Consider the following 13,902-nt stretch of genomic DNA (forward strand, 5'->3'; position numbering starts at 1 on the left):
ATTCTGGTTTTGGTATTGAAATAATTATCAACAAAAGTAATAGTAATACTTTTAATTTTGTTTTATTTAACGTTTAATTAAGATTTGGTTGTGCTGTCAAATTGTAGGTTCAGTTTTTTGTTTTAGGAACCAAAAAAGTTATCTTAGAGGGATAAAAAAACAAGTAGTATGGGTAAATATGTTACCGCACAAGAAGCTGTAAAAATTGTACAATCGAACGACAGAGTCTATGTACATGCGGCCGGTGCAACACCAAATTGGTTAACACAGTGTTTAACGGATAGAGCTTCAGAACTTCGAAATGTCGAGATTTGTCATTTGCATACCGAAGGTCCAGCTCCTTATGCCGATCCTCAATATACCGATAGTTTTCATGTGAATTCCTTTTTTATAGGTCAAAATGTACGGCATACTTTGGCTGCAGGAAACGGTTCTTATACCCCAGTTTTTTTGAGTGAATTGCCTAGATTGTTTCGAAAAAGGGTTGTGCCGCTTGATGTGGTATTCATTCAGGTTTCTCCACCGGATCAACACGGTTATTGTTCATTAGGGGTCTCGGTCGAAGCCGCAGTGGCTGCCATCGAAAGTGCTAAAACCGTTATTGCTCAAGTAAACGTAAACATGCCTAGGACTTTTGGTGATGGTATTTTGCACGTTGCAGAGATTGATTATTTGGTGGCCCACGATTGCCCGATACATGAGAAAAAAGAAGAACAAATAACACCGTTAGAATCCAAAATAGGTGCCTATATCGCATCCTTGATCGAAGATAAAAGTACGCTTCAACTCGGTATCGGATCAATTCCAAACGCGGCTTTGGCCAATTTAATGAATCACAAAGATCTAGGATTGCATACTGAAATGTTTTCTGATGGTGTCATTGATTTGATCGAAAGCAATGTTATCAATTGTAATTACAAAGGGGTAACACGCGGTAGGGTTTTATCCACTTTTATGTTGGGATCAAAACGCCTCTATGATTTTGCCAATGATAATCCTTTTATTGAATTAAGAGAATCTTCTTATGTAAATGACACAGCCAAAATCAGGAGAAATCCAAAAATGGTAGCCATCAACTCGGCCATCGAAGTAGACATTACAGGTCAGGTTTGTGCCGATTCTATTGGGGCTAATATGTATTCTGGAGTAGGAGGGCAGATGGATTTTGTGAGAGGAGCTGCTTTGAGTGAGGGTGGAAAGGCCATTATCGCCCTGCCTTCAGTCACCAAAAATGGAGCGAGTCGTATTGTCCCTTTTTTAAAACAAGGAGCAGGCGTAGTTTCTACACGTTCGCATGTGCAATACATTATTACAGAAAATGGTATTGCTGATTTATATGGAAAAACGCTCAAGCAAAGAGCGGATCAAATGATTAAAATTGCCCATCCAGATCATCAAGAGTCAATCGATAAAGCTTATTTTGAATTGCTCAAACAATCACGAGCGCAGTGAGTTTTTTAGGTGTTTATTGAGGTCTTTTAGGTATAGTCAAAAATTAGCTAGAGGCACGCCTAGGTGGCCACTAGCTAATTTTTAATCGTTATATAAAAACCAAAAGCTATAAATAATTATATTTGTGCAAAAATCAACCTTATGTTTGGAATTGGAGGAGGAGAACTCATTTTTATATTGTTTATTGTATTAATGTTATTTGGTTCTGACAAAGTTCCCGAAATGGCGCGTACTATGGGCAAAGCCATGGCACAGCTAAAACATGCCACTAACGATATTAAAAACGAAATTCAAAAAGGAGCCGAAGCCAATGGCTTAGACCAAAAGTCATTATCGGATTTAACTGGAGGATTTAATGCCGAAATTGAAAAAGCCAAACAAAGTCTATTGGGTGATTCAACAAATTCGATCACAAACCTTGCCAACGACATTACTTCTGAAATCAATCAAGCAGCAAAAAGTACTGTAGCTGATGCAAAAGAGAGTGCTGATGCAATCAATAATCAAGCTGAAGGCCCTGTAAAAAGACAAATGTAATGTTAGAAAAATTAGAAGCGTTAGATGTTCAATTATTTGTTTTTTTAAATAGTTTAGGTTCTGAAAGTTTTGATGGTTTATGGTTAATTGTCACCAAACAAGTTACTTGGATTCCTCTTTTTATCCTTTTTTTATATCTTATTTATAAGAAAATAGGCATCAAACAGACCTTAATCTTATTCTTGTTTGTATTCGTTTTATTGACCATCACTGACCAAACCGCCAATTTTTTCAAAAATACTTTCGAGCGTTTGCGTCCTTGCAACAATACCGATATCAACTCCTTTATACGAGTAGTACAGGTACGAAATTCTTTTAGTTTTTACTCCGGTCATGCAACAAATTCAATTGCAATTGTTGCCTTTTTGTTTTTTATTTTAAGAAAACAGTATCGCTTTTTTGGAGTGTTTTTTCTGTGGCCACTAATCTTCGCTTACAGTCGTATTTACCTTGGGTTGCATTATCCATTAGATATATTGACGGGTTACGCTTTTGGAATAGGGTTTAGCTTCATCGTATACAAAATATACAAAGTGTTGCAAAAAAAGTATTTTCCAGTGGTTTATTTGTAGCTTAATCCAGCTGTACATTACAATCTTTAGGCTTGAAATTGTTTTTTTATTGGCCCAAAAAAGAGCTTCTTTTAGTCGCTTTTTTTGGACCATAAAAAATACATTTCAACCCCAAAGGATTTTCATTCCCATCTGGGCTAAAAGAGGTCTGCCACACGAGGGTATTTATAAAACTCGACTTACCGTTAAACCATCTCTAATTGGGAGTAACACTGTTTCAACTCTTGGGTCATCCGCCAAGCGTCTGTTGTATTCTAATAATACTTTGGTACTCATGTCCTTTTCTTGCAAAGGCTCTACTACTTTGCCACTCCACAATACATTGTCCGACAAAATAATGCCTCCAGTATTCATTTTCGGAACAATAAGTTCAAAATAATTCAAATAATTTTCTTTATCGGCATCAATAAACACCAAATCAAATTTTAAATCAATCGTTGGGATAATGTCTACGCCTTCTCCTAAATGCTGCACGATTTGAGCGCCCCAAGCCGATTTGTCAAAATGTTTGCGTTGAAAATCAACCAGTTCTTCTTTAATATCTATCGTGTGCAATTGGCCGTCTTTTTGCATGCCTTCACACAAACACAAAGCGGAATAGCCGGTATAAGTACCAATCTCAAGAATATTTTTTGGTCGAATCAACTTCGAAAGCATGCTCAATACTCTTCCTTGAAAATGGCCACTTAGCATTCTGGGCAATAAAATTTTTTGATACGTCTCCTTGTTCAATGCCGCCAAGTGTGCGGGTTCTTTTTCGGAATGTTGTTCAATATAGTCCTCTAAATCTTGAGATAGAAAATGCATCTTTGTTATTTTTTGGTTTCAGTCACAAAGGTATCATTTTGTAGATTGGGATACAAAAAAGCCCTTAGATTAGTCAGGGCAAACGCATGAGTTAATTTTCAACACGAATTTCATCAATGAGCATGAATTCTTGATAACCAAAACAGACTATTTTTCGATTATTAAACAAAAATTATGATCCGTGATAACTATAATCGAATAGTACTTATAATTTTTTTGGTCTCCAAATCTGAGAAATCTATGTCAGATTGTTTTTTTTGAAACTGCCCTGTTAGATTACTGCATCCAAGCTCTTGTTAATGCCAACACTAGAATAAAGCGATTCCTTTAGTTGCATTTGTTTTTTGTTTGGGAAGTGTTGCTTTTTTGCCTTTTGTGCTAGGGGTTTTGACTGCAGTTGCTACTAGTAATGCACCAGCATTGTATTGAGTGTTGATTTCGTCATAGGATAAGGCCACATTGTAAATTTTTAATTCATCAATATCAGCATTGATACTTACCAAGGAATTAATATTTCCAATTTTGAATACAGATCCCAAGGTGTTTCTGTTGGGCGCATTAAAATTTTCGATCAAAATCCCATTTCTGTAAATGCTAGCAGTAGTGCCATCATATACATAAACGTAATGGTACCATACTTCTGCAGCAAGTGGTAAATCGGTGACAAAATCATTTTTGTACCCCCAAGACGCAACGTTCAATGCCGATTCATTAGTAGTGGTTCCTTGATGGATCAGACCGCAGTATTGATTGTTAGCGGCAGCTCCATAGCCCCAAATATAATTGGAATTACTGATGTCGTTAAATTTAATCCAAATCGAAATAGTTCTTGAAGCAGAAGATTGCGGAAGATTTCCAATATTAGCGGAGAGACTTTGTTGGTTTAAGCGAATCGCTTTTTTATCTATTCCCGAACGATCCTTTACATATTGTACCGTACCGTTAAATGTAGCCGTTTGATCTTTGTTTACTAAAGAGGCATCAAATTCAAAAAGATGAATAGGGTTTTGAGCGCTAGTGATTAACACAAAAAAAATAAAAATGAGGGCTAAGTCTCTTTTCATAATCAAAGGAATTTGGCGTGAATTGTGAATTTACTGCTAATCTAAAGGCTTTATTTTGGGATTAAAAATTTTGACGATGAAGGGTAGTATTTACTCGTTTAATTTCTTTTTTTACGCTAAATATTTTTTTTCAGATATAAAAAAAACCACTTAAAAAGTGGTTTTAAAATTATGTATGGTGTAAATGCTAATTTTTGTAAAGATTGAAGTTAACCAAAATTTGATCCTCTACTTTAATCAAACCAGCCATTTTAACTGGAGCTGTTAGACCAACGTCTGAAAAGTTAAAAGCTATTGCTCCGTAAATTTTGTTGTTATTACTTTTAAGTAAAAAATCTTTGTAGAACCTGTTTTTGTTAGTGATGCAAAAGTTTAAATCGCATTTGAAATTACTGCCAAAGGGTCTTATGTTAGATAACGTTACAAAACTCGAGGGGAACTGATTTACTTTAACGGTTGATTGTAGATCTTTGGTCATTATTTTATTTCCACAATCAAATTTCACCATTGGAATTTCGGCTTTGATACTGTTTTTAGTAGCAATATTCAAAAAAATGGTGTCGTTCTTGGAGAAAGTGGTACTGCAATTGTACTTGCCTACAGTAGAATGACCAGTGATGCTAATTTCAATTTTATTGATAATAAGGGAGGGATCATTTGTATGAAAATTGGGCGTAGCACTTCCCAAAAAAAAGAGAAATACTACGCTCAAAAAACCTATTATTATTCTTTTATTCATTGAATTAGAAAGTAATTACAGCTTCAAACATTAAACCGTTGAATTTACCTTGGTAAAGATCGTTCACTGTTCCATTGGCATTAAATTGACCAAAATCTTTGTATTGTTGATTTACATAAGCCAATTTTGATAAGATATTTTTTGTCATAAACCAACCTGCAGAAGCTTCAAAACGATTAATTGAAATTTTGTTTGCATGTACATTGTCTAATTTACCTGATAAGGTGTTGTATCGTCCACCTACATAAAATTGTTCAGTTTTTCCAAAACGGTATACAACATCACCTGCAAATTGGTTAACTGTACGACTTTCGTCCATTCCTTTTTTGTTACCACCTTTAGCAGTTTCAATAGTTCCGAAAAACTCTAATCCTTTGTATTTTACAAATGGGTTAATCATTACAGAAGTTAGCTTGTTACCAAATCCTGGGTTAAAACGTCCTGTGTTTTGATTCCCTTGTAAGTCTTTTGTAAAATCATTGTCAACGGCTGTGGTTCCATTTTGATAAGCAGCATGAGTCATTACTCCGTAGTAACGGCTACCAGCTCTATCAGAAGAATATAAATTTCCGCTTGTGTTCGCATTGTGGTATAATGATCCTGTAAGACGCACTCTTAAGTCTTTGTTAAGTTGTTTGTCATATCCTAATTTTGCTAAAACAGTTGGACTTACTGTTGTATTTTGATCAGGTGCTGCAACCGTTGGTTTTCCTGGGACGAACTCAGCAACGTTCTGGTTCAATTTAGAGTTGGTTACTCCAATCATGCTTACCCAACCATTTCTGTTGTAATAAACTTCCATCCCCATTTCAGTTATGAATGCATCCATAATGTTTCCTTCTATAAAAGGGTTCATCAAAGCATTACCGTTATCTGATCTTCTAAAGTGTGCATCACCATAGTTGTTCTCCATTTGACCAATTTTGATCGTAGCATATTTCATGAAGTCTTTCAAGAAATCTTTTTTAATGAAATCTAATTTGTCAATTTGTAAATAGCCACCTTTTACCCAAGTTTCGTTGTGGTGTCTTGCAGCTAAATAGATATCCAAATTCACGCGTACCCCATCAAACAATTGTGCTCCAATAGTCATATTGGCTGTAGGTAAATTGAAATTGTTAGCCAAATTATTTAAGAGGTAACCTGTGATAGTATTCCCAGTTGGCCCTTTAAATGCACCTTCTTGGTGTCCGTTAAAAGAATTAACAGCTTGAAATTGTAAAGCAAAAGCAGCTCCTAAGTCAAGGCTTAACCCTTTGAATTCTACACTATCCTTTTTTACATCAAATTGATTGATTCCTGTTTTGTCTCTTGGAATTAAGTTTTGAATTTGTCCAAAACGATCCTGGGCTTGTACAGCAGTTAAGCTTAATAAAGCAGCTGCTAAAAATAAATTACTCTCATGTTGTTAGTTTTATTTGTAATTAAGGTTGAATTTTATTGTTAGATCTTTTCCTGTTTTGATAGTGCCTAATAGGGCAGTAGGTGCTTTCATTCCAAATTCGTCAAAAGTGATTTTGTTGGCACCTTGAATGTTAACTACTCCATTTACTACGGCTACTTTTATTTGTGTTTTTAAGTCTTTGCTAACTCCTGCAATGGTGTAGGTTCCTGTAAGGTTCCAAGTAGTCTCGTTTACTTTTGAAGCTGATTTCAAAACATATTTAATGGTTTTGAATTTTTTTATATTAAGCGTTTCGTAAGCTATTTTATCCATCCCGCTTTTTCCACTTTTAATAGTTTCAACTGCTAAATCAATGTTGATGGAGTTAATATCTACAACTTTTGAATCGGTTACAGTAAGATTAGCATTACCATTTTTGGAAGCTGAAGTCATTTCCCAATCATGTAATGTTGAAGTTCCAAAAACCGAAAAACTAGTTTTGGTATCTAAGATGTAATTTTTTTGTGCCGATGCTGTAATGTTAATAAAAACCAAAGCAAAAAGGACTAGTATAGATTGTTTTTTAGAAAATTTCATTGTTTTCAAATTTGAATATTTTACATTTTTGTTTTTATAAAACCAGATTTATTGATTTTAATTTATTATTTCGGTTTGTTTTTTAATTATACCGCAAATAAATAAAGAATAGATTTTACTAAACATGATAAAAATCAGATCTAATAATTTTAACATTTCTACAACGATATAGTTGTTAATTTATTTAGAAATAGTTTTAATAAAAACAATTCCGTTGATTATTTTGAAAGAAAAGTATTGTTTTTTTTTCGGTAATCAAATCTTTGTTTTTTACTTTTAAATGAATTCTATAGTAGATAAAAGTTCCAATTTTTAAAAAGTTTTTTACTTTTTATGCCGTCAAATTGCTATTCCTGCTAAAAATCGAATTCAAAACATTAAATTTTGAATAAATTTGCAGCATGGAAATCGAAAAGAAAGATATTAGAGCATTGTCTAAAGATGAATTGAGAGCCTTTTTTGTAAGCAATGATGACAAAGCTTTTCGTGGCAATCAAGTCTATGAATGGTTGTGGACCAAAGGGGCGCATAGTTTTGAGGACATGACCAATTTGTCTAAAACGACAAGATCTGCTTTGGAAGCCAATTTTGTAATTAATCATATCAAAGTTGATACTATGCAACGCAGTGAAGATGGTACTGTAAAAAATGCCGTTCGTTTGCATGATGGATTGGTGGTCGAATCGGTTTTAATTCCTACCGAAACCAGAACCACCGCTTGTGTTTCGAGTCAAGTGGGCTGTAGTTTGGATTGCAATTTCTGCGCTACCGCTCGATTAAAACGCATGCGAAATTTAGAACCCGCCGAAATTTACGACCAAGTGCTTGCGATAGATAGGGAGAGTAGACTTTATTATAATCATCCGTTGTCTAATATCGTTTTTATGGGAATGGGCGAGCCTTTGATGAATTACAATAATGTATTGAAAGCTATAGAAATGATTACTTCTCCAGAAGGATTAGGCATGTCTCCCAAAAGAATCATGGTGTCTACCTCGGGCATTCCCAAAATGATTAAAAAATTAGCCGATGATGAGGTGAAGTTCAAATTGGCAGTATCACTTCATTCTGCAATAGACGAAACTCGAGCTAGAATTATGCCTTTTAGTGCCAATTTTCCTTTGAAGGAATTGAGGGAATCTCTAGAATATTGGTACCGAAAAACCAAGTGCAAGGTTTCCTATGAATATGTGGTTTGGAAAGGTATCAATGATGATAAAGCTTCAATTGATGCTTTGGTTAAATTTTGCAAATATGTGCCTTGCAAAGTGAATCTCATTGAATACAACCCTATCGACGATGGCGAATTTCAACAAGCCTCAGAAGAAGCTGTGGATGCCTATGTTAAAGCGCTTCATGCGATTGGTGTTGTGGTCAAAGTAAGAAGAAGTAGAGGGAAAGATATAGATGCCGCTTGCGGACAATTGGCGAATAAAGAAGCATAAGCTATTTCGTTGCCTTTTTTGTAAAATCATAAATGCCATTTTATTTTTTTATTTTTTCTGACACTTATTTCTGTGGTGATATTTATCACGTTTTAATATTTAAATAGGATGTATTTTCGCAAAAAGGCTAGTTTTTTGTGAAAGTAGTATTACGTCATTTTTTATTGTTTTCTCTGCTCTTTGCTGTGGTGTTCTATAGTTTTAGAATGGCTTTTGCGATCCTTTATTATTCGTTTGATAATGTTGCATTTACTGAGAAATACTGCGAAAATAAAGCCAAACCTCTCTTGAAATGTAATGGGAAATGCCAGTTAGCCAAACTAGCGAACGAAAACAAAACCGAACAAAACGAAACTGTCAATTTTTCTCTAAAAGAAATAGTTTTGTACTTTCAATCGATTACCAATACAGATTTTTTAGTTTTTTTGCCTCAAAAAAGCACTATTATTTCTAAGAAGAATAGCTATCGTTTTGCTCTTTCTCCTTTTCTTTTTCGTCCGCCAAATGCTAGGTTTTTAATATCGTAAAATCAAAATTAATTTATTAAAAACGCAACAATGAAAAACACATTCATTATAGCTTTGCTATGGTGTTTTGTTTCGTCGACGGCACAAACCAAAGAGACGAATGCAAACCAAACCCCAAAAGACACGTTAAAAGAAAAGTTCATTTTACTCAAAGAAGTAATCGTTACCGGAAACGTAAAAACCGATCCCAACCTAACTATTGTCAAAAGTGATTTCTCTGAGAAGGTCGTACAACCCAAAAATTCTGGAGAATTGTTCACTGACATTAATGGTTTTTCACTAATCAAACGCGGAAATTACGCCGTAGATCCTTCCTTTAGAGCGAATCAATACGAACAACTCAATGTTCAATATGACGGAGGAACTCGAGCTTTTCACGCGTGTCCCAATCGAATGGATCCTATTACAACCTTAGTAAATCCAGAAGAAATTTCAAAAATTGAAATTATTAAAGGTCCATTTTCTGTTCGTTACGGAAACACTTTTGCAGGGGTCGTTAATATGGTTTCTCAATACGGAAACGCTAGTTCGAAAGCTTTTGCTGGTTCCTTTTCTTCTGGATACGAGAGTAATAGCAACTCTTTGGTCACGATTTTACAGCTTTCTAGTAACTGGAAGAAATTTGATATTGTGGGTGACTTAAGTTATCGTAACTATGGAAATTATAAGGATGGGAATCAAAATGAAATCCCTTCTTCTTTTAATAGTAAGGGATATGGGTTTAAAATGGGATATCAATTTTCTGAAAACCAACGGTTACAAGTCAATGTGCGTCAAAATTTTGGAAGAGATGTGCTTCATGCTGGATTACCAATGGATACTGATGAGGATAACAGCAGCATTGCGAGTTTAGATTATACTTCGAAAAGTAATGCTCCCTTTTATAAAGGAGTAACTGCCAAAGTATATTATTCGTATGTGGATCACATTATGAGCAATTACAGCAGGCCATCATTTGCAAATAGCTCAGCAATTGCGAAAGTAAATGCAACTACTTTTGGAGGAAAAGTAGAAACAGAATGGGATTTATCTCCCAAATGGAAATTGTTTGCAGGAGTCGATATGGTTCATTTATCGCGAGACGGCGGAAGAGATCGTCTGGTAAAAAAGAATATGGCTGGAGTGGTTTTACCCAAACCGCTTGCTTTTTATGATAAAATTTGGCAAGATAGTTACACGGCTACTTTTGGAACTTTTGCCGAAGCCAAATGGTATTTATCAGAAAAATCAATTGTTAATTTAGGAGCTAGAGTCGATGTTGTTGGTACTGATGCCAGAGATTTAGACGAAAGTTTTATTAAACTGTATCCGAATATTGAAAAAAGAAACGAGACAAATTTTAGTGGAACGATCTCTTATAAACGACTGCTTTCACCCGATTACACGTTAGAAGTAGCTTTTGGTAGAGGAACGCGCTCGGCTAATATTGAAGAGCGTTTCATTGCTTATTTTAACATCGGAAGAGATCCTTACGAATACATAGGCAATCCAAATCTAAAAGCAGAAACCAATAATCAGTTTGAAGTTGGCTTTACAGGGAAAGAAAAACTTAACGGTTTTGCCAATCAAATTAATTTTGGAGGGTCTGTGTATTACTCCATCTTCGAAAATTATATCTTAGCTGTGGTTGATAAAAATTTGGTTCGAAAATACAATCCTACAACGCCACCAATTCATCCCAAAGTATTTCAAAACATTGATCGTTCTTTCAAAACCGGATTTGAATTTTTTGGGGATGTAAAATTTGCTAACTATTTTAATTTTTTAACCGAAATGGCTTATGTGTACACCGAAAATCAAGATTTTAACGAGAGTTTGCCGCTCACTCCTCCCTGGGTAACCCGATTAAAATTAAGCTATGAAAAAGGGAAAGTTTGGGCTTCTGTTCAGTATACACTTACGGCCAAACAATCCAAAATTGCTTCTTCATATGATGAGATTGCCACTCAGAGCTATGAAGTAATGGATTTGAAAGTAGGCTATAAACCCATTAATAATTTAAGCGTTGGAGCGAGTGTACTCAATCTTTTGGATCAATATTATAACAACCACTTAGCCTTTGCGTTCAACAATCAAGCTGGTTTTGGTAGGACACCAATAACTGAACCCGGACGAAATTTCACCTTGTTTTTGAATTATAAATTTTAGAAACCCAATACTATAAAAGAGAGGAGCAATCCTCTCTTTTTTGATTAGTAGCCAGCTGACAAGGTTGTAAATCCGTTCGCAGTTTGATGAAATTTTTTTGAATGTTTTTTTTTTATTGTCACTTTTTGTGACAATAAAAAAGCAAGTTGTTGTTGGTGGCTGATTTGATTGATGTTAACAAAAAGGTATTTTGTATCAAATAAAAAAATGGATTTTAGATTTTTTTTATTTTATGTGCTATATTTGAACCCTCAATGAACATCACCTCACAAATAAAGCAGCCCATCTTTGATGAAATGGAACTTTTTGAAAAAAAGTTCTATGAATCAATGACTTCTCAAGTGGCGTTGCTCAACAGAATCACGTATTATATTGTCAATCGAAAAGGAAAACAAATGCGTCCAATGTTTGTTTTTCTTACCGCAAAGATGATTTCTGGAGGTAAAGTAGAAGAGCGTACTTATCGTGGTGCTTGTGTGATTGAGCTGATTCATACCGCTACATTAGTACATGACGATGTGGTTGATGATAGCAATCGTCGTAGAGGTTTTTTCTCCATTAATGCCTTATGGAAAAATAAAATTGCGGTTTTAGTTGGTGATTATTTGTTATCCAAAGGTTTGTTATTATCCATAGATCATGGCGATTTCGATTTGCTACGAATCATTTCAGTAGCCGTTCGCGAAATGAGCGAAGGAGAACTATTGCAAATAGAAAAAGCCAGAAGACTCGATATTACAGAAGAGGTGTATTACGAAATTATCCGAAAAAAAACAGCTACACTTATTGCGGCTTGCTGTGCTTTAGGTGCTAGATCTGTTAGTGATAATGAAGTTGTTGTTGAACAAATGCGCAAGTTTGGAGAGCTTATAGGTATGGCTTTTCAAATTAAAGACGATTTGTTCGATTACACCGAAGACGCTATCGGTAAACCTACTGGAATTGATATCAAAGAGCAAAAAATGACTTTGCCTTTAATTCATGTTCTAAATACCTGTACTACAAAAGAAAAAAGTTGGTTAATTAATTCCATCAAAAACCATAACAAAGACAAAAAGCGAGTAAAAGAAGTTATTGCTTTTGTAGTTAACAATGGTGGACTTTCTTATGCCGAACAAAAAATGATTGACTTTCAACAAGAAGCATTAGCTATTCTTGAAAATTTCCCCACTTCAGATTATAAATCGGCCTTGACCTTAATGGTCAATTATGTAATCGAAAGAAAAAAATAATTTTTTTTCGTCTGTAAAGTTCCGTAATCATTGGTATTTCTATTTTTTTATCAAAAATAAAACAACTGCATGCAACCTTTTTGTTGCTTGCCTCGTCTATGCTAATAGAAGTCGGTTTTACAAAAACAACAACTGCTGACCAACACGTTTTATTATATGAAAGTAATTCCATTACATCATGAAGAACAAAAATTGATTCAACTTGCCATTGAAAACAATAGGCAGGCGCAACAACAGTTGTATTCTAAATTTTCTTCAAAAATGTTAGGAGTTTGCAGACAGTATATCAAAGATATTCATCAAGCAGAAGATGTAATGATTACCGCATTTATGAAGGTTTTTGTGAATCTAAGAAATTTTGAAAACAAAGGAAGTTTCGAAGGTTGGATACGCAGAATTATGGTCAATGAATGTATTTCTTTTTTGAGAGTTAATAAAAAAATGAAATATACCGAAGACGAGTTTTTTGTTGAGGAAAGTTTTGATGCCATTGGAGATCAGTTCTCGGTAGAAGAAATTCAAAATTTAATCGATACACTTCCAGAAGGGTATAAAATGGTGTTTAATTTATATGCGATAGAAGGATACAAACATCAGGAAATTGCTCAATTGCTTGGTATTTCTGAAGGTACTTCAAAATCACAATTGTCGCACGCTAGAAAAATGTTACAACAGCAGATTACCTGCTTAAAAAATAAGCAAAATGGAACTAAATAATTTTGAACAACAAGTCAAAGAGAAGCTCTCCAATCGAGAAATTACTCCCTCAGCTCAAGCTTGGGGCCGATTAGACGCCATGTTGTCTGTCCAAGAAAAGCCAAAGAAAAAAATGACTTGGTGGTATGTGGCAGCAAGTGTTACGGGACTTTTATTGGTAGGAACACTTTTTTTTAACACATCAAAAGAAAGTAATGTTATAACACCATCTCAAGAAATTGTGGTGACTTCCACTGAAGAGAAAGATTCGGTTACAACACAACCTTCAATTGAACCAACAAACGAAGTAAGTGTTCAGCCTAAATCAGCTTTGGCAACAAATGAGCCTAAGGTTATCAATAATTCAATAAGAACTACAAAAACAAATCGTCAGGAGCTTTCAATCAACAATCAAATCACAACCACCAACAATCAAATGAGTACTACTATCGAAAAAAGCACAGAGCATCAAGCTATTGCTGCAATAGACGAAAAGGTACAAGTAGCACCCACAGTAGTCCCAAAAAAGCAAAAAATTCAAGTCGATCCTTCTACTTTATTATCACAAGTTGATGGAGAATTGGAGCTCTCTTTTAGAGAAAAAGTAATCGCCAAAGTGAATAAAAATTATCAAACCGTAAAAGTGGCTTTGGCCAACAGAAACAATCAAGAATAAAACAATCAATCATCAATCAAATTTTT

The 13,902-nt window shown here is 34.7% G+C and carries 14 protein-coding genes; 9 read left to right on the plus strand and 5 right to left on the minus strand.

Annotated elements, in window-relative coordinates; genetic code table 11:
- Nucleotides 1-168: 168 nt before the first annotated feature.
- The 3 genes from BXU11_RS04065 (at nucleotide 169) to BXU11_RS04075 (ending at nucleotide 2,561) form a co-directional block, all read left to right on the plus strand.
- Nucleotides 169-1,452: an acetyl-CoA hydrolase/transferase family protein gene (locus tag BXU11_RS04065; protein ID WP_078211103.1), complete on the plus strand. Its 1,284-nt coding sequence runs from the start codon at nucleotides 169-171 to the stop codon at nucleotides 1,450-1,452.
- A gap of 141 nt (nucleotides 1,453-1,593) precedes the next feature.
- The gene (locus tag BXU11_RS04070; RefSeq protein ID WP_024981425.1) at nucleotides 1,594-1,989 is read left to right on the plus strand and encodes a twin-arginine translocase TatA/TatE family subunit; all 396 of its coding nucleotides are present in this window, start codon (nucleotides 1,594-1,596) and stop codon (nucleotides 1,987-1,989) included.
- Complete coding sequence (locus BXU11_RS04075) at nucleotides 1,989-2,561, plus strand: phosphatase PAP2 family protein (RefSeq protein ID WP_078211104.1); 573 nt, start codon at nucleotides 1,989-1,991, stop codon at nucleotides 2,559-2,561. Before BXU11_RS04070 ends, BXU11_RS04075 begins: the two co-directional genes overlap by 1 nt.
- Nucleotides 2,562-2,726: 165 nt before the next feature.
- Here BXU11_RS04075 and BXU11_RS04080 read toward each other — a convergent pair whose 3' ends face one another.
- The 5 genes from BXU11_RS04080 to BXU11_RS04100 all read right to left on the minus strand — a co-directional run bounded on the left by BXU11_RS04080 (nucleotide 2,727) and on the right by BXU11_RS04100 (nucleotide 7,152).
- Nucleotides 2,727-3,368 (minus strand): O-methyltransferase, encoded by a 642-nt coding sequence (locus tag BXU11_RS04080; RefSeq protein ID WP_078211105.1) that lies wholly within the window; start codon nucleotides 3,366-3,368, stop codon nucleotides 2,727-2,729.
- 308 nt (nucleotides 3,369-3,676) lie between these two features.
- The gene (locus BXU11_RS04085) at nucleotides 3,677-4,432 is read right to left on the minus strand and encodes a LamG domain-containing protein (protein ID WP_078211106.1); all 756 of its coding nucleotides are present in this window, start codon (nucleotides 4,430-4,432) and stop codon (nucleotides 3,677-3,679) included.
- Between the two features lie 187 nt (nucleotides 4,433-4,619).
- The gene (locus BXU11_RS04090) at nucleotides 4,620-5,171 is read right to left on the minus strand and encodes a hypothetical protein (RefSeq protein WP_078211107.1); all 552 of its coding nucleotides are present in this window, start codon (nucleotides 5,169-5,171) and stop codon (nucleotides 4,620-4,622) included.
- A gap of 4 nt (nucleotides 5,172-5,175) precedes the next feature.
- On the minus strand, nucleotides 5,176-6,297 hold the full coding sequence (locus BXU11_RS04095) for a hypothetical protein (protein WP_223253665.1): 1,122 nt from the start codon (nucleotides 6,295-6,297) through the stop codon (nucleotides 5,176-5,178).
- 288 nt (nucleotides 6,298-6,585) lie between these two features.
- Nucleotides 6,586-7,152, minus strand: a complete 567-nt coding sequence (locus BXU11_RS04100; RefSeq protein ID WP_035717570.1) for a YceI family protein — start codon at nucleotides 7,150-7,152, stop codon at nucleotides 6,586-6,588.
- 401 nt (nucleotides 7,153-7,553) lie between these two features.
- Between BXU11_RS04100 and rlmN the strand changes: the two genes are divergently transcribed.
- From rlmN to BXU11_RS04130, 6 genes are all read left to right on the plus strand, one after another.
- Nucleotides 7,554-8,597 (plus strand): 23S rRNA (adenine(2503)-C(2))-methyltransferase RlmN, encoded by a 1,044-nt coding sequence (gene rlmN / locus BXU11_RS04105; RefSeq protein ID WP_024981432.1) that lies wholly within the window; start codon nucleotides 7,554-7,556, stop codon nucleotides 8,595-8,597.
- A gap of 137 nt (nucleotides 8,598-8,734) precedes the next feature.
- On the plus strand, nucleotides 8,735-9,124 hold the full coding sequence (locus tag BXU11_RS04110) for a hypothetical protein (RefSeq protein ID WP_139225524.1): 390 nt from the start codon (nucleotides 8,735-8,737) through the stop codon (nucleotides 9,122-9,124).
- A 30-nt stretch (nucleotides 9,125-9,154) separates the two neighbouring features.
- A complete protein-coding gene (locus BXU11_RS04115; RefSeq protein ID WP_078211108.1) occupies nucleotides 9,155-11,272 on the plus strand; it encodes a TonB-dependent receptor domain-containing protein in 2,118 nt (705 codons plus the stop codon).
- A 254-nt stretch (nucleotides 11,273-11,526) separates the two neighbouring features.
- Nucleotides 11,527-12,504, plus strand: a complete 978-nt coding sequence (locus BXU11_RS04120; RefSeq protein WP_078211109.1) for a polyprenyl synthetase family protein — start codon at nucleotides 11,527-11,529, stop codon at nucleotides 12,502-12,504.
- A gap of 156 nt (nucleotides 12,505-12,660) precedes the next feature.
- Complete coding sequence (locus BXU11_RS04125; protein WP_078211110.1) at nucleotides 12,661-13,221, plus strand: RNA polymerase sigma factor; 561 nt, start codon at nucleotides 12,661-12,663, stop codon at nucleotides 13,219-13,221.
- Nucleotides 13,208-13,876 carry a hypothetical protein gene (locus BXU11_RS04130; RefSeq protein WP_078211111.1) on the plus strand — a complete coding sequence of 223 codons (669 nt, stop codon included), beginning with the start codon at nucleotides 13,208-13,210 and terminating at the stop codon, nucleotides 13,874-13,876. The genes BXU11_RS04125 and BXU11_RS04130 overlap by 14 nt, the downstream gene beginning before the upstream one ends.
- Nucleotides 13,877-13,902 lie beyond the last annotated feature (26 nt).

Origin of the sequence: Flavobacterium sp. LM5, assembly GCF_002017945.1 — a bacterium.
Classification (GTDB): domain Bacteria; phylum Bacteroidota; class Bacteroidia; order Flavobacteriales; family Flavobacteriaceae; genus Flavobacterium; species Flavobacterium succinicans.